Source organism: Arthrobacter ruber (assembly GCF_002954225.1).
Lineage (GTDB): Bacteria > Actinomycetota > Actinomycetes > Actinomycetales > Micrococcaceae > Arthrobacter_D > Arthrobacter_D ruber.
Genome location: NZ_PPTH01000015.1, coordinates 365,282 through 380,735, shown reverse-complemented (window position 1 = coordinate 380,735; position 15,454 = coordinate 365,282). Strand labels below are relative to the sequence as shown.

14 protein-coding genes are annotated in these 15,454 nt (G+C 71.0%); 2 read left to right on the top strand and 12 right to left on the bottom strand.

All coding sequences use genetic code 11. The annotated features are described in order from the left end of the window. Positions 1-12 precede the first annotated feature (12 nt). The 6 genes from dapF to CI785_RS08265 all read right to left on the bottom strand — a co-directional run bounded on the left by dapF (position 13) and on the right by CI785_RS08265 (position 6,069). Positions 13-969: a diaminopimelate epimerase gene (gene dapF, locus CI785_RS08290; protein WP_105031584.1), complete on the bottom strand. Its 957-nt coding sequence runs from the start codon at positions 967-969 to the stop codon at positions 13-15. Between the two features lie 4 nt (positions 970-973). Next, positions 974-1,885, bottom strand: coding sequence for a tRNA (adenosine(37)-N6)-dimethylallyltransferase MiaA (gene miaA, locus CI785_RS08285; RefSeq protein ID WP_105031583.1), 912 nt, complete (start codon positions 1,883-1,885; stop codon positions 974-976). Then, positions 1,882-3,435 (bottom strand): tRNA (N6-isopentenyl adenosine(37)-C2)-methylthiotransferase MiaB, encoded by a 1,554-nt coding sequence (miaB, locus tag CI785_RS08280; protein WP_105031677.1) that lies wholly within the window; start codon positions 3,433-3,435, stop codon positions 1,882-1,884. Before miaB ends, miaA begins: the two co-directional genes overlap by 4 nt. 59 nt (positions 3,436-3,494) lie before the next feature. Beyond that, positions 3,495-4,589 carry a regulatory protein RecX gene (locus tag CI785_RS08275; RefSeq protein WP_105031582.1) on the bottom strand — a complete coding sequence of 365 codons (1,095 nt, stop codon included), beginning with the start codon at positions 4,587-4,589 and terminating at the stop codon, positions 3,495-3,497. Between the two features lie 5 nt (positions 4,590-4,594). Next, positions 4,595-5,641: a recombinase RecA gene (recA, locus tag CI785_RS08270; RefSeq protein WP_105031581.1), complete on the bottom strand. Its 1,047-nt coding sequence runs from the start codon at positions 5,639-5,641 to the stop codon at positions 4,595-4,597. 209 nt (positions 5,642-5,850) lie between these two features. Then, entirely contained in the window at positions 5,851-6,069 is a 219-nt protein-coding gene (locus tag CI785_RS08265; RefSeq protein ID WP_105031580.1) for a DUF3046 domain-containing protein, read from the bottom strand. Positions 6,070-6,309: 240 nt separating this feature from the next. Between CI785_RS08265 and CI785_RS08260 the strand changes: the two genes are divergently transcribed. Further along, on the top strand, positions 6,310-6,819 hold the full coding sequence (locus tag CI785_RS08260) for a MarR family winged helix-turn-helix transcriptional regulator (protein WP_105031579.1): 510 nt from the start codon (positions 6,310-6,312) through the stop codon (positions 6,817-6,819). 55 nt (positions 6,820-6,874) lie between these two features. On the opposite strand, the gene CI785_RS08255 is transcribed toward CI785_RS08260, so the two are convergent. The 6 genes from CI785_RS08255 to dapA all read right to left on the bottom strand — a co-directional run bounded on the left by CI785_RS08255 (position 6,875) and on the right by dapA (position 14,156). After that, complete coding sequence (locus CI785_RS08255; RefSeq protein WP_105031578.1) at positions 6,875-7,315, bottom strand: helix-turn-helix domain-containing protein; 441 nt, start codon at positions 7,313-7,315, stop codon at positions 6,875-6,877. Positions 7,316-7,440: 125 nt separating this feature from the next. Beyond that, entirely contained in the window at positions 7,441-7,938 is a 498-nt protein-coding gene (locus CI785_RS08250) for a CinA family protein (protein ID WP_105031577.1), read from the bottom strand. Continuing rightward, on the bottom strand, positions 7,935-8,522 hold the full coding sequence (pgsA, locus tag CI785_RS08245) for a CDP-diacylglycerol--glycerol-3-phosphate 3-phosphatidyltransferase (RefSeq protein ID WP_105031576.1): 588 nt from the start codon (positions 8,520-8,522) through the stop codon (positions 7,935-7,937). The genes CI785_RS08250 and pgsA overlap by 4 nt, the downstream gene beginning before the upstream one ends. 9 nt (positions 8,523-8,531) lie before the next feature. Continuing rightward, positions 8,532-11,423, bottom strand: coding sequence for an FtsK/SpoIIIE family DNA translocase (locus CI785_RS08240; RefSeq protein ID WP_105031575.1), 2,892 nt, complete (start codon positions 11,421-11,423; stop codon positions 8,532-8,534). 97 nt (positions 11,424-11,520) lie between these two features. Next, on the bottom strand, positions 11,521-13,221 hold the full coding sequence (locus CI785_RS08235) for a ribonuclease J (RefSeq protein WP_105031574.1): 1,701 nt from the start codon (positions 13,219-13,221) through the stop codon (positions 11,521-11,523). Beyond that, positions 13,218-14,156, bottom strand: a complete 939-nt coding sequence (dapA, locus tag CI785_RS08230; protein ID WP_105031573.1) for a 4-hydroxy-tetrahydrodipicolinate synthase — start codon at positions 14,154-14,156, stop codon at positions 13,218-13,220. The genes CI785_RS08235 and dapA overlap by 4 nt, the downstream gene beginning before the upstream one ends. Before the next feature lie 113 nt (positions 14,157-14,269). Here dapA and CI785_RS08225 point away from each other — a divergent pair, with 113 nt between their 5' ends. After that, positions 14,270-15,451 (top strand): heparan-alpha-glucosaminide N-acetyltransferase domain-containing protein, encoded by a 1,182-nt coding sequence (locus CI785_RS08225; protein ID WP_105031572.1) that lies wholly within the window; start codon positions 14,270-14,272, stop codon positions 15,449-15,451. Positions 15,452-15,454 lie beyond the last annotated feature (3 nt).

Below are 15,454 nucleotides of genomic sequence, written 5' to 3'. Positions count from 1 at the left end.
GGACGCGTCCGCTCAGCCGCGGGTCGACAGCACGCCGTCGGCCACCAGGACGGCCGGCCCGCTGAGCTGCACGTGCTCGCGACCGTCGGGGCCGTCGAAGAAGGTGACGCCGACGACGCCGCCGGGAACCGTGACGAGCCACCGGGCCGGTGCGCCCTGCCCCGCCCAGAACCGGGTACCGGCGGCCGCGGCGCAGGCACCGGTGCCGCAGGACTGGGTCTCGCCGACGCCGCGCTCGTGCACGCGCATCGTGAGGCGCCCCACGCCGTCGTCACCCACGAGCGGATCGGACGGGACCACGAGTTCCACGTTGGTGCCCTCGGGCGGCACCGGCTGGACCGCCGGTGCGCGGTGGAGATCGGTGGAATCGAGTTCGGTCCGTTCGGCGAGGGCGACGACGGTGTGCGGGTTACCCATGCTGATCGACAGCGCGGGGCGGTCGACGTCGAGTCCTCCGATGGCGACGAGGGAGTCCATACCCCGTGCCACGGCCGCCTCAGGGAAGATGAACTCCCACGGCCCCATGTCCACCGCGTAGCCGTCCCCCGACCGCGTGACCCGCTTGACGCCGGCGCGGGTCCCGATGGCCAGCTCCCCGCCCTGCGGCAGGTCGGCCACCTTCTGGGCGAGGAGGAAATGGGCGAACACCCGGACCCCGTTGCCGCACATCTCCGACACCGATCCGTCACCGTTGCGGTAGTCCATGAACCATTCGGCGGCCTGCTCGGTCTGCAGCAGGGCACGCCCCTCGGGGAGCGCTGAGGACCGGACGGCGCGGATGTACCCGTCGGCACCGATCCCGCGGTGCCGGTCGCACAGCGCGGCGACGAACGCGGCGTCGGTCGGCGCGTCCCCGTCGGGATCGAGGGTCAGGATGAAGTCGTTGCCCGTGCCATGGCCCTTCGAGAAGGACAGCCCGGCGGACTGCCGGGCGGAGGGGGCTGCAGTATCGGCGAGGTGATCGGTCACCGTCTCAGGATAGGTCCCCGGAACGCCTGGCGAGTCCGACGGCCTGGTCGACCAGGCCGTCCGCCTGCCAGTCGAGCCAGGCGACGCGCGGGTCGCCGCGGAACCAGGTCAGCTGGCGTTTGGCGAACCGCCGCGTCGCGGCGATGGTGTCCTCGACCGCGGCGGCCTCCGTCACGGACCCGTCGAGGACCTGCAGGAACTGTGCGTACCCGAGGGCGCGGGAGGCCGTCCTACCCTCCCTGAGCCCCGAGTCGGCGAGGCTCCGGACCTCCTCCGCGAGGCCGTCCCGGACCATGACCTGCACGCGCTGCGCCAGCCGGTCGCGCAGGAGGTCGCGGTCCACCGCGAGACCCATCTGCACGGTCGGCCGGTGGTACTCGCGCCGGGGCATGAAGGCACTGAAGGGCCGTCCGCTGATCTCGTGCACCTCCAGTGCTCGTACCAGACGGCGGTCATCCCCGATGCGTGCGGCCGAGGCGGGGTCGACGGCGCGCAGGCGCTCCCGGAACGCAGCGGCCCCTCCTTCCGCGAGTTCGGCCTCGAGCCGCTCCCGGACGGAGGGATCGGTGGGCGGGAACTCCAGCCGGTCCAGGGCCGCCCGGACGTACAGCCCGGACCCGCCCACGAGGATCGGCACCCTGCCCCGGTCGTGGATGCCGTCGATGATGCGGCGGGCGTCGTCCTGGTAGGCCGCGACGCTCGCCTCCTCGGTGACGTCGAGGACGTCCAGCAGGTGGTGCTCCACGCCCTGCCGCTCCGCCGGGGTCAGCTTCGCCGTGCCGATGTCCATGCCGCGGTAGAACTGCAGGGCGTCGGCGTTGACCACCTCCCCGCCGAGGCGTTGCGCCAGGGCGACGCCGAGATCCGACTTGCCCGACCCGGTGGGACCGACGACGGCGACGACCGGGAGGGTCAAAGGGCGCCGGCCCGGACGGGCAGGGACGGCATGCCCAGCGCCACCGGGCGCGGGGCGCCGGTCGGCGTGGCGGGGATGCCGCAGGAGTCCGCCTGGCTGCGGTCCCACGCGTCGCCGGCGCGCGAGCGGCGGAGCGAGTACTCGGCGGGCGACGGATCGGACAGCAGGTGGAAGGACGCCGCCTCGGTGACGGGAATCGTCACGACGTCGCCGGGTCGGGGCGTCTCGGCGCCGTCGGGCACCGAGAAGTGGACCAGGCGCTGGTCGCGTGCCCGCCCCGTGAGGCGGTGCGTCTCCGATGCCTTGCGTCCCTGCTGGTCCGTGACGAGCACCTCGACGAGCGTGCCGACCTGGCGGGCGTTCTCCTCGCGGGCGATGCGGTCCTGCAGCGCCGTCAGCCGTTCGAAGCGCTCCTGGACCACCGCCTTGGGCAGCTGGTCCGGCAGGTCCGCCGCGGGGGTCCCGGGGCGCCGGGAGTACTGGAACGTGAAGGCGGTGGCGAAGCGCGCCTGTTCGACGACGTCGAGCGTGGCCTGGAAGTCCTCCTCCGTCTCCCCGGGGAACCCGACGATGATGTCCGTCGAGATGGCAGCGTGCGGCATGCGCTCGCGGACGCGCTCGAGGATCCCGAGGAAACGGGTGGACCGGTAGGAGCGGCGCATGGCCCTGAGGACCGCGTCGGAGCCCGACTGCAGGGGCATGTGCAGCTGCGGCATCACGTTCAGCGTCTCGGCCATGGCGTCGATGACGTCGTCCGTGAACGCGGCCGGGTGGGGGCTCGTGAAGCGCACGCGCTCGAGCCCTTCGATCGAGCCGCAGGCGCGGAGCAGCTTCGCGAAGGCACCGCGGTCCCCGAACTCCACGCCGTAGGAGTTGACGTTCTGCCCCAGCAGCGTCACCTCGACGGCGCCGTCGGCCACGAGGGCCTCGATCTCGGCGAGGATCTCCCCGGGCCGGCGATCGCGCTCCTTGCCCCGCAGCGACGGCACGATGCAGAACGTGCAGGTGTTGTTGCAGCCGACGGAGATGGACACCCAGCCCGCGTAGACGGACTCGCGCCGGGTGGGCAGCGTGGACGGGAAGACGTCGAGGGACTCGAGGATCTCGAGCTGCGCGTCCTGGTTGTGCCGGGCACGCTCGAGCAGAGCCGGCAGCGCGCCGATGTTGTGGGTCCCGAACACGGCGTCCACCCACGGCGCCCTCCGGAGGATCGTCTCCCTGTCCTTCTGGGCGAGGCAGCCGCCCACGGCGATCTGGAGGCCCGGACGTGCTTCCTTCACGGCCTTGAGGATGCCGAGATTGCCGTACAGCTTGTTGTCGGCGTTCTCACGCACGGCGCAGGTGTTGAAGACGACGACGTCGGCCTGGCCCTGCTGCACGCGGCTGAGCCCGGCGCCCTCGAGGAGGCCCGAGATGCGCTCGGAGTCATGGACGTTCATCTGGCAGCCGAAGGTGCGCACCTCGTAGGTGCGGCGATGGTCGCCAGGCGCGTCCGTGGGCTCGCTGATGGTTCCGCTGGTGGTCTCGTCGAGGGGGACGGGGGCTGTCATGCTCACGCCCTCAAGCGTACGGCTGGCGGCCGGAACGCCCACAATCCTTCCGGTTCCGCTCAATCGTCGGTGCCCGCCTCGGCGATGACGTCCTTGACGATCGAGAACGCGGTACCGGGACTGTAGCCCTTGCGGGCGAGGACGCCGACGAGCCGGCGCACCTCCTTGTCGCGCACCGCACGGTCGGACAGGTCGGTGCTGCTGCGGAGCTTTCGCCTGACGACGTCACGCGCCCGCTCGTGCTCGTCCTCGTCGGAGATCTGCAGCAGGGCATCCTCCGCCAGCTCCGTCTCGATGCCCTTGTCCGCGAGCTCACGGCGCAGGGACGACCGGGACAGCGACCTGGCGGCGGTCCGGGTCCGGACCCACATGCGGGCGAACTCGGCGTCGTCGATCAACTGAACCTCTTCGAACCGGTCGAGGACGGCGGCCGCCACCGTTGCGGGGACAGCCCGCTCGGTGAGCTTGACGTCGAGCTGGTGGCGGCTCCGCGCACCGAGGGCGAGCTGGCGCAGCAGGATGGACCGCGCTTCCGATGCCCAGTCCTCGTCGCTCCTCGCGGGTGCGTCGGACCCGGGCGGGCTGTCGCCGTCAGTGCCGGGGGCCCTGCCTGCGGCTCGGCCCCTGGTGCTGCGGCCCGCGCGGCGCCGCCCGGGAAGCTCCTCCGCCGATGGGTCCAGGTGGACCTCCTGGGCTCCGCCCGATCCGGCGGCGTCGTGACCGGCACCATCGGGCCATTCCGGGTGGAACGCGGGATCTGCGGACCTCTCCCCTGCGTCCGGCGCATCCGCCGACGAGCCAACAACCGGGCTGAAAGGGTCGTCGAACGGGGCCCGGCGTGAACCTCCGCCACGGCCCCCGGACCGGGCCCGTTTCTGGCCTCCGGCGGTCCGGCCGGCGGAGGACCTGGACTGCGGGAAACCCGAACGGCCGAACGACCCCCGCCCGGTCTTCTTCGAGCCGCTGGAGCCGGACGAACCGGCCGACCCGTCACCGGAACTGCTCGTCCCGGACCGGCCGAACGACCCCCGCCCGGCCGTCTTCGAGCCGCTGGAGTCGGTGCTTCCCGCCGGATCGTCCCGCGAGCTGTCCGAACCGAACCGGCCGAAGGAGATCCCCCATTCGACCGGTTCGGGCCCGGGGTCGGTCGGCATGCGCCCTACTCGCCGCCGACGGCCTTGAGCTTGGGAGCCTCGACCTCTTCCTCCGGCTGCACGCCGATGCCGAGCTTGACCCTGATCTTCTGCTCGAGCTCGTCAGCCAGGCCGGGGTTGTCCCTGAGGAACTTCCGGGCGTTCTCCTTGCCCTGCCCCAGCTGATCCCCGTCGTAGGTGAACCAGGCACCGGACTTCTTCACCAGTCCGTTCTCGACGCCCACGTCGATCAGCCCGCCCTCACGGGAGATGCCGTGACCGTAGAGGATGTCGAACTCGGCCTGCTTGAAGGGCGGTGCCATCTTGTTCTTCACGATCTTGGCGCGGGTCCGGTTACCCACCGCATTCACGCCTTCCTTCAGCGTCTCGATGCGGCGCACGTCGATGCGCACCGACGCGTAGAACTTGAGCGCCTTGCCACCCGTGGTGGTCTCGGGGCTCCCGAAGAAGACGCCGATCTTCTCGCGCAGCTGGTTGATGAAGATCGCGGTGGTCTTGGTCTGGCTCAGTCGTCCCGTGATCTTCCGGAGCGCCTGGCTCATCAGGCGAGCCTGGAGGCCGACGTGGCTGTCGCCCATCTCGCCCTCGATCTCGGCGCGCGGTACGAGCGCGGCGACGGAGTCGATGACGATGATGTCGATCGAACCCGATCCCACCAGCATGTCCATGATCTCGAGCGCCTGCTCACCGGTATCCGGCTGCGACACGAGCAGGGCATCGGTGTCGACGCCCAGCCTCTTGGCGTACTCGGGATCGAGGGCGTGCTCGGCGTCGATGAAGGCGGCGATCCCCCCGTTGCGCTGAGCGCTGGCGACGGCGTGGAGGGCGACGGTGGTCTTTCCGGAGGATTCCGGGCCGTAGATCTCCACGACCCTGCCACGCGGGAGGCCACCGATGCCGAGGGCGGCGTCCAGGGCGATGGAGCTGGTCGAGATGGTCTCGATGGGCGCCCGCGTCTCGTCGCCGAGACGCATCACGGATCCCTTGCCGTACTGCTTGTCGATCTGGGCGAGAGCAGCTTCGAGGGCTTTCTCGCGGTCTGGAGCGGCCATTCTTCACCTCGGTTGTCCATGGCCAACTGGCCTGTTTACGTGTTCATGACGACTGTATTAGCCTGCGCCGACAGTTTGAGGTCGGGTCACCGCTATGTGCACAGGAGCGCGCCGACTCCTCCCCCAGTATACCGCCGTCCGAACAGGTATTCGATTATTCGCGGCATCCGCGGGTGTCCGATTCCCGGCTGCGGACCGTCCCCGCGGACTCACCGGGGCCTGATGTCGCGGCCCAGCCAGCGCTCCCGCGGCACGTCCTGCGCCCGGCACACCGCCTCCCATACGGCCCGCGGGTCCACCCCTGCGGCGAGTGCTTCGGCCGCGGTCCGGTCGCCGAGCCGGTCGACGACGAGATCCCTGGCGAGGGTCCTGGAGTAGCCCGCGCCGAACTCCTCGTCCATCAGTCGCCAGAAGTCGCTCAACCGCATGTGCTGTCCCTGCTCTCGTCGTCCGGCCGCGCGGCTGCCGTGGAGCCGCGCGCATCCCTCTATTCTGCGTGCACCACCCGGCGGGTGCACCGTCGCGCCCGATCCTCCGCCCGCGCGCGGCAGCGGGTGGGGCCGCCGCGGCAGCACCGGCCGTCGGTGCCCGCACCCCGGCGCCGACGGGGCGGAAGGAGTTGGCCGCGCCATGGTGTTCCCCGCGACACGTCACCCTACAATGGCCCCATGAACGCGAAGCCGAGCACCACGGACCCCGGCCCGGGCCTTGCCGCCTACCCCGGGGATGACGCCGACACCGATGCCGCCATCGAGGCGCTCGAGCAGCAGTTGAGCATGCTGTGGCGGCGGGCGCGGTCGAACTCCTACAAGGTGGCCCGCCGCGTGCACCCCGACATGGAGCCGGCAGCCTACGGGCTCCTCGTGATCCTGCAGCGCGAGGGTTCCATGCGCCTCACGGACATCGCCGCCAGCGTGGGCGTGGGCAAGCCGTCGGTCAGCCGGCAGATCGCGATGCTGGAACAGCTCGGACTCGTGCAGAAGGAGGCCGACCCCCTGGACGGCCGTGCCCAGGCGATCTCGCTGACGGAGGCCGGGACCCGGCAGCTCGTCGCGGCGCAGCACGCCCGCAAGCAGGCGTTCCACCAGCTCATGGAGGACTGGGACGTCGACGACCTCACCCGGCTCGGCACCCTGATCGCCCAGCTGAACAACACGTACACCAAGGACAACTGGTAGCGGACGGCAGGAAGGCCCGTCCCCGAGGGGACGGGCCTTCCTTGTCGTGGGGGTACTAGCGGTTCGTGGCCGCGAGTCCCCGACGGAAGTCGTCGTTCAGATCGTCGGTGAGATCGTCCCCGAACTCCCGCGAGAACTCCTGCGGGATGGTGTCCGGGATGGACACGCCTTCTGCTTCTGCCAGGCGGTCGCTGACTTCCCGCAGCATCGAGGAGAGCGGCACCTCGAGTGCACTGCAGATTGATGAGAGGAGTTCAGAGGATGCTTCCTTCTGGCCACGCTCGACCTCGCTGAGGTATCCGAGGGAGACCCTCGCACTGTGCGACACCTCACGCAGAGTCCGGCCCTGGCGCTGGCGGACGTCGCGGAGGACATCGCCGATCTCATGGCGAAGAACTACCATTTTGCGCTCCTTGGGCTTGCGTTGTGCATCCTCTGCCAACCCCACATCACGCCAACGGACGACGCCGTTTACGGACACGGGCTGCTTTACCATCTGTATCGCCTTGCTCCCTCATGAATGCGGCACCGTCCTGATCGACGTGTGCCACGTGATGATGACCTGCCCGAGCTGCTTGAGCCTGAGTCGCCAACCCTACCAACGGCCGGCACTGTTTATAACTACCCCTGCCCGCCGTTTGTTCCCCTGGACAGTGCTCCGAGGAGCTCGCCGAGCACGGCATCCCGCGAAGCGGCCCTGATCTCGTCGCGGGTCCCGGCGAAGTGGTGTTCGAACGATTCCGTGCCCTCGGCGCTCGAGACCGCCGTGAACACGGTGCCGACGGGCTTGCCCTCGTGCGCCGACGGGCCGGCGACGCCGGTGGTCGCGATACCGATGTCGGCCGAGAGCGCGGACCGCGCCCCCTCCGCCATCGCCGCGGCGACGCGGGCATCCACGGCACCGGCGCTCGCGAGGAGCTGCGCATCGACCCCCAGGAGGTTCTGCTTGACGGACACCTGATATGCCACTATGCCGCCCTGCAGCACGGACGAGGCGCCCGGCACCTCGGCGAGGGCTGCGGCGACCATCCCCGCCGTGAGCGACTCGGCCGTGGCCACCGTGAGTCCCCGCCGCGCCGCGAGGGCGACGACGTCCGATGCCGGCCGCACCGCCGTCACTTGCGGGCGCTCGCCCGCAACCGGATCGCCTGGACGATGTAGTCGACGCCGGTCACCACGGTGATGGCGACGGCGGCCGCCATGACGGCCGCGGCGACCCACCACGCCCAGTCCCCCACGAGGGCCTGCAGCGGGATCAGGAACAGCAGGATGGCGACGGTCTGGACCACGGTCTTGAGCTTGCCGCCGCGAGAGGCCGGCATGACGCCGTACCGGATCACGGCGAAGCGCAACAGCGTGATGCCCACCTCGCGGACGAGGATGACGACGGTCACCCACCACCAGAGCTCGCCCAGGACCGACAGCAGCACCAGGGCGGATCCGATGAGCAGCTTGTCGGCGATCGGGTCGGCGATCTTGCCGAAGTCCGTGATGAGCCCCCTGCTGCGGGCCAGGTCGCCGTCGAGCTTGTCCGTGTAGATCGCGACCACGAAGGTGAGGACGGCGAGCCAGCGGAACAGCCCGGCGCGCCCGTCGTCGAGCAGCAGGAACCAGATGAAGAAGGGGACCAGCAGGATGCGCACGACCGTGAGGACGTTCGCGATGTTCAGGACCGGCACCGCCGGGCTCGGGGAGCTGTTCACCGTCTCAGGCTACCTGCCGGTGAGGTTCCAGGCGTCCTCGCCGTCCTCGTCGGCGGACCCCCCGGTCGCATCCGCGCCGTCGTAGTAGTCGACGGCCTGCGGCCTGGAGGCGAGGTCCTCGGCCACGAGGTCCACCGGCGCCTGTGGGGGGCGCGGCTGGGCCACCGGCTCGTCGCCGCGCATGGCCGCAAGCACCGGCTCGAGGTCGTCGGGCTTGACCAGCACGTCGCGGGCCTTGGAGCCCTCGGACGGGCCGACGACGCCGCGGGACTCGAGGAGGTCCATGAGCCGCCCGGCCTTCGCGAATCCGACCCGCAGCTTGCGCTGCAGCATCGACGTGGACCCGAACTGCGTGGTGACCACCAGCTCGGTGGCCTGCAGCAGGACGTCGAGGTCGTCCCCGATGTCGTCGTCGATCTGCTTCTTCGGCGCCTCGACCGCCACGTCCTCGCGGTAGGTGGCCTGGAGCTGGCCCTTGACGTGCTCGACGACGCGGTGGATCTCGGACTCGGTGACCCAGGCACCCTGGACGCGCATGGGCTTGGAGGCGCCCATGGGCAGGAAGAGGGCGTCGCCCTGACCGATCAGCTTCTCGGCGCCCGGCTGGTCGAGGACCACGCGGGAGTCGGTGACGGACGACGTCGCGAACGCCATGCGGGACGGGACGTTCGCCTTGATCAGGCCGGTGACGACGTCGACGGACGGCCGCTGCGTGGCGAGCACGAGGTGGATGCCGGCGGCGCGCGCGAGCTGCGTGATCCTGACGATGGAGTCCTCGACGTCGCGCGGCGCGACCATCATGAGGTCGGCGAGCTCGTCCACGATGACCAGGAGGTACGGGTAGGGGCGCACGACGCGCTTGGAGCCCTCGGGCGGGACGACCTTCCCGTTGCGGACCGCCTTGTTGAAGTCGTCGATGTGCTTGTACCCGAAGTTCGCGAGGTCGTCGTAGCGGGTGTCCATCTCCCGGACCACCCACTGCAGCGCCTCGGCGGCCTTCTTGGGGTTCGTGATGATCGGGGTGATCAGGTGCGGTACGCCCTCGTAGGCCGTCAGCTCCACGCGCTTGGGGTCGACCATGACCATGCGCACCTCGTCGGGCGTGGAACGCATGAGGATGGACGTGATCATCGAGTTCACGAAGGACGACTTGCCGGCACCCGTGGCTCCGGCCACGAGCAGGTGGGGCATCTTGGCGAGGTTCGCGACGACGAACCCGCCCTCGACGTCCTTGCCCACGCCCATGACCATCGGGTGCTCGGTCTTCCGGGCGTTGCCGGAGCGCAGCACGTCGCCGAGCGACACCGTCTCGCGGTCGGTGTTGGGGATCTCGATGCCGATGGCGGACTTGCCGGGGATGGGCGAGAGGATCCGGACGTCGGAGCTCGCGACGGCGTAGGAGATGTTCTTCGACAGGGCCGTGACGCGCTCCACCTTGGTGCCCGGGGCGAGCTCGATCTCGTAGCGCGTCACCGTGGGGCCACGGGAGAAGCCCGTCACCTTGGCGTCCACGTTGAACTGGTCGAGGGTGTGGGTCAGGGCGGCGACGACGGCGTCGTTGGCCTCCGAGCGTTCCTTCGGCGGCGTGCCGGCCGGCAGGTAGTCCGACGGCGGCAGCGTGTACGCGACGTCGCCGGCGAGCTGGAGCTGCTCGGTGCGCTGCGGGATGGGAGTCGGCGGGACCTGCGGCTGCACGGGGGTGGAGGGGACGATGAGCGCCTTCGCGGCGGGGACGACGTCGATCGCCTCGGTGGCCCCCTCGGGGGCGCGCTCCGGTGCCGGTGCCGCGGGCCGGCGGCTGGTCGAGGAGCGCTTGAGCTCCTCGGCGGCCAGTTCCTGCTTGGTGGGGCGACGGACGCCGGGGGGAACGGCCGCCTCGGCCTCGCGGGCCCGGCGCTCCTCGTCCTCGATGACGGCGCGCTCGAACGCCTCGTCGCCCACGTAGCCGTCGGCGTCATCCGCGCCTGCGCCGTGCTCGGCGTCGAAGGGTTCGTCGGTCCTGTCCTTGCCGAACAGGCGCTTGCGCTTCTTCGGCTCCGGCTTGGCCGTGGCACCGTGCGTCTCGTAGAGGTAGCTCTGGTCGTGCCCGTCGTCGCGCTTGTGGCCGGCGTCGTCGGGGTCCTGGCCCATCAGGTGCTCGTAGAGCGAACGCAGGCGGGCGGGGATGTGGCGGAAGGGCGTCGCGGTGACGATCAGCAGGCCGAGGAGGACCACGAGGGCGAGCAGGACGCCGACGGGCCACGCCGTGAGGACGGAGCTGAGGGGACCGGCCGTGAGGAAGCCCACCACGCCGCCGGCTCGCCAGAGCGCGTCGAGCCCGTCCGAGAGGGCGGGCCCCCCACCGACGAGGTGCGCGATGCCCGATCCGGCGAAGAGGATGACGAGCAGGCCGATGCTGATGCGGTTGTTGGCCCGGTGGCGCTCCGGGTACCGGAAGAGGCGCACGGCGCCGATACCGAGCAGGAACGGCAGGAGCAGGGCCATCCAGCCGAAGGTGCCGCCGGCCGCGGCGTGCACGATGTCGGCGGGCAGGCCCGTCAGTGCCCACCACTCGACGGCGGCGACGGCGAGGGCGAGCAGGAGGAGGAAGAAGCCGGAGCCGTCGCGGCGCAGCTCCCGCTCAGGGGTGACGGCGTGCCCGAAGACCCGGACGCCGGACGCGGCGGCGCCCGCCATGCCCATCCAGACGGCCTGGACGGCCCTCAGCGGGAGCGCGGGGCGGTCCTCGTGCCGGGGCTCCGGCGGGGCCGGCGCCTGCCGGGACTTCGCCGGGGGACGCGCACTCCCCTTCGCCGAGGACCCTCCTGCTGCCTTGGTCCGGGGGGCCGCGCCGACGGCGGACGCTCCCCTGCTGCGGGTCTGGTGCTGGCCCCGCGGGGCAGGGGTCGTTCGAGTGGCCATGCCCTTCACGGTACCGGACGGCGCATCCGAACCGACGGATCTCCGGTTCCTGACGGATCGGGGCGACCGGGCGGAAGGAGGCGGCGGATACCCCGGATCAGGCCTCGAGGACCACCGGGATGATCATGGGACGCCTGCGGTAGCGGCGGTTGACCCACGTGCCGACGGTGCGCCGGACCACCTGCTGCAGCTGGTACGTGGTGTGGTCGGTGGTGTTCGTCACGGCGTCCTCGAGGGCCGCGCTGATCTTCGGCGTGATCTCGTCGAACACGGAGTCGTCCTCGGCGAAGCCGCGGGCATGGATGTCCGGGCCCGAGACGATCTTCCCGGTGGTGCGGTTCACGACCGTGATGATCGAGATGAAGCCCTCCTCGCCGAGGATGCGCCGGTCCTTGAGGTCGGCGTCCGTGATCTCGCCGACGCTGGAGCCGTCCACGTACACGTAGCCGCACTCCACGGCGCCCACCACGCGGGCCGTGCCGTCCACGAGGTCGATGACCGAGCCGTCCTCGGTGAGCAGGACGTTCGACGCCGGAACGCCCGTCTGCTCCGCGAGCCGGCCGTTGGCGATGAGGTGCCGCGTCTCGCCGTGCACCGGCATGACGTTCCTCGGCCGCAGGATGTTGTAGCAGTAGAGCAGCTCCCCGGCGGCGGCGTGGCCGGAGACGTGAACCTTCGCGTTGCCCTTGTGGATGACGTCGGCGCCGAGCTTCAGGAGCCCGTTGATCACGCGGTACACCGCGTTCTCGTTGCCGGGGATCAGCGACGACGCCAGGATCACGGTGTCGCCGCGGCCCACCGTGATGCGGTGGTCGCCGTTGGCCATGCGCGACAGCGCCGCCATGGGCTCGCCCTGGGAGCCGGTGGACATCAGGACCACGCGGTCGTCGGGCAGGTCGTCGACGTTCTTGATGTCCACGAGGATCCCGGCCGGGACCTTCAGGTAGCCGAGCTTCTCGGCGATCGCCATGTTGCGCACCATCGAGCGCCCGGCGAAGCAGACGAAGCGCCCGTGGGCGTGCGCGGCATCGAGCACCTGCTGCACGCGGTGCACGTGGGAGGAGAAGGACGCCACGATGATGCGTTTCCTCACCTGGCCGAACAGGTTCTCGAGGACCGGCCCGATCTCGCGTTCGGCGGTGGTGAAGCCGGGCACGTCGGCGTTCGTGGAGTCCACCATGAACAGGTCCACGCCCTCCTCGCCGAGGCGGGCGAAGGCACGCAGGTCGGTGATGCGGCCGTCCAGGGGCAGCTGGTCCATCTTGAAGTCGCCCGTGTGCAGGACCGTGCCGGCCTCGGTGCGCAGGAACACCGCGAGGGCGTCGGGGATGGAGTGGTTGACGGCGACGAACTCGCACTCGAACGGTCCGAGCTGTTCGATCTGCCCCTCGGAGACCGTGAGCGTGTACGGCCGGATGCGGTGCTCCTGCAGCTTCGCCTCGATGAGCGCGAGCGTCAGCTGCGAGCCGATGATCGGGATGTCGGCCTTCAGGCGCAGCAGGTACGGGACCGCGCCGATGTGGTCCTCGTGGCCGTGCGTGAGGACCAGGCCGACGACGTCGTCGAGCCGGTCCTCGATGTAGGAGAAGTCCGGCAGGATGAGGTCCACGCCGGGCTGGTTCTCCTCGGGGAACAGGACGCCGCAGTCGACGATCAGCAGCTTGCCGTGGATCTCGAAGACCGCCATGTTCCGGCCGATTTCGCCGAGGCCGCCCAGCGGCACCACCCGCAGGGTGCCCGGCTCGAGGGCGGGTGGCAGCTCGCGCAGGGCCGGTCCCGTACCGCCGTGCTCGCTCATGCCCGCGCGTCCCGCCGGACCCCGAGGGCGGACAGGTCCCACCCGGCCTCGGTGAGGTCGGCGAGGACCGGCTCCATTTCGCGCGCATCGGGCTCCACGAGGGGCAGTCGCACGACGGCGTTCGGCAGCACCCCCTGCAGGTGCAGGATGTGCTTGGCGGAGATGGCGCCCGGGATGTGCGTCATGACGGCGCGGATCACGGGGTCGAGCTCGAAGTGGACCCGGCGCGCCTCGACGAAGTCGCCCGCTGCCGCGGCGTCGACGAGCGCCCGGAAGGCGGTGGTCGCGACGTGCGCGGTGACGCTGACGACGCCGACGGCGCCCGCGGCCATCCACGGGAGGGTGAGGCCGTCGTCACCGGAGTAGACGTCGAGGTCGGTGGCGGCGAGGACCTGCGTGATGGCGCCGAAGTCGGCCTTCGCGTCCTTCAGGGCACCGATCCTGGGGTTCTCGGCGAGCCGGAGCATCGTCTCGGTGGTGATGGGGATGGCGGACCGGCCGGGGATGTCGTAGATCATGATCGGCAGGTCGGTCGCGGCGGCGACCGCCTCGAAGTGTGCCAGCACGCCGGACTGCGTGGGCTTGTTGTAGTACGGCGTCACGACCAGCTGCGCGTGGGCACCGGCCCGCTCGGCTCGCCGGGCCATCTCGACGGAGTGCGAGGTGTGGTTCGTGCCCGTGCCGGCGATGACGCGGGCACGGTCCCCCACCGTCTCGACGACCACGCGGTAGAGGTCCTCCTTCTCGGAGTCCTCCAGCGTGGAGGTCTCCCCGGTGGTGCCGGAGACCACCAGACCGTCGCAGCCGTCGTCGACGAGCCGGGCGGCGAGGGCGGCCGTCGCGTCGAAGTCGACGGCGCCGTCGGCGGTGAACGGTGTGACCATCGCCGTCACGAGGGAACCGAACGGGAGGGTGCGCGAGGGGGTGTCAGCCATGGGTGAAACGTTACCCGTTCGCGGGGTGGGCGGCGGCAAGGGCACCCCGCCCGGCGCATCCTGGCAGGGGTCGGGCACAGGCCGGGCCGGGGCGCCTGTGGGACCATGGCGGGATGCACACGAAGTCCGCTCCCCGGCGGCTGACCGGGATCGACGCAGCCCGCGGCGTGGCGCTCTTCGGCATGATGAGCACCCACGTCCTCCCGCTCTACACGCCCGGCACCACCGAGGCCACGTGGACGGCCCTGCTCTTCTCGGGACGCGCGTCGGGGCTGTTCGCCGTCGTCGCCGGGATCGGTCTGGCCCTGCTGACGGGCGGCCGGTTCCCGCACCGCGACCGGACGCTGTCCGCGGACCGGCGCGGTATCGCGGTGCGCGCCGTGATCATCGCCCTGGTCGGACTGGTGCTCGGCGGGGTCGAGACGAACATCGCGATCATCCTCTTCCACTACGGTGTGCTCTTCCTCCTCGCGCTGCCCTTCACGGGCCTCCGGACGGGTCCCCTCGCCGCCTGGGCCGCGGGCTGGGTGGTGCTCGCTCCCGTCGCGGCGTACCTGCTGCGCCCGGTGGTGGCCGGGAGCGTGGTCCCGGCGTCGGTGGGCGGCAATCCCCTCTTCGAGCACTTCCTCGTGCCGCAGACGCTGGCCGCGGACGTCTTTTTGACCGGATACTACCCGGTGCTGCAGTGGCTCGGCTTCCTCCTGATCGGCATGGTGATCGGTCGGCTGGACCTCTCGCGCCTCGGCGTGCAGCTGGGCCTGCTCGTCGCGGGGACCATCGCGGCGGTCGGCGCCCGTTTCGTCAGCGCGCAGCTCCTCGGTCCGGGCGGAGGGCTCGCGGCGCTCCTGCAGACACCCGACGGGCGCCGCTACCCGCTCGAGGCGATGCTCGACGTCGGGCTCGCCGGCGTGGACCAGTCCGGCTCCTGGTGGTGGCTGGCCGTGAGCGCACCCCACTCGGGGACCACCCTGGACCTGGTGCACGTGGCCGGGTCGGCCGCCGCCGTCGTCGCCGTGTGCCTGCTGCTGACCCGGCGGTTCCCGCAGGCGCTCCTGCCGCTGTCGGCTCCCGGGGCCATGACGCTGACCCTCTACAGCCTGCACATCTGCGTGATGAGCTGGGCGGACCAGCTCGTGCCGCTGCCGGACCCGCTGCAGCTGTTCTGGGTGCAGGTGCTCGCCGCGGTCGCCCTCGGCATCCTCTTCCAGCGCCTGCACGCCCGCGGGCCGCTGGAGCTGCTGACCTCCGGTGCCGCGAACGCCGCGCGCGAGGGCCACGCCGAGGTGCGGCGCTGACCA

Excerpts from the sequence above, each read along its gene's own strand:
- miaB (WP_105031677.1), bottom strand. The coding sequence starts at position 3,435 with ATGACAGCCCCCGTCCCCCTCGACGAGACCACCAGCGGAACCATCAGC.
- CI785_RS08275 (WP_105031582.1), bottom strand. The coding sequence starts at position 4,589 with ATGCCGACCGACCCCGGGCCCGAACCGGTCGAATGGGGGATCTCCTTC.
- recA (WP_105031581.1), bottom strand. The coding sequence starts at position 5,641 with ATGGCCGCTCCAGACCGCGAGAAAGCCCTCGAAGCTGCTCTCGCCCAG.
- CI785_RS08265 (WP_105031580.1), bottom strand. The coding sequence starts at position 6,069 with ATGCGGTTGAGCGACTTCTGGCGACTGATGGACGAGGAGTTCGGCGCG.
- CI785_RS08260 (WP_105031579.1), top strand. The coding sequence starts at position 6,310 with ATGAACGCGAAGCCGAGCACCACGGACCCCGGCCCGGGCCTTGCCGCC.
- CI785_RS08255 (WP_105031578.1), bottom strand. The coding sequence starts at position 7,315 with ATGGTAAAGCAGCCCGTGTCCGTAAACGGCGTCGTCCGTTGGCGTGAT.
- CI785_RS08240 (WP_105031575.1), bottom strand. The coding sequence starts at position 11,423 with ATGGCCACTCGAACGACCCCTGCCCCGCGGGGCCAGCACCAGACCCGC.
- CI785_RS08235 (WP_105031574.1), bottom strand. The coding sequence starts at position 13,221 with ATGAGCGAGCACGGCGGTACGGGACCGGCCCTGCGCGAGCTGCCACCC.
- dapA (WP_105031573.1), bottom strand. The coding sequence starts at position 14,156 with ATGGCTGACACCCCCTCGCGCACCCTCCCGTTCGGTTCCCTCGTGACG.
- CI785_RS08225 (WP_105031572.1), top strand. The coding sequence starts at position 14,270 with ATGCACACGAAGTCCGCTCCCCGGCGGCTGACCGGGATCGACGCAGCC.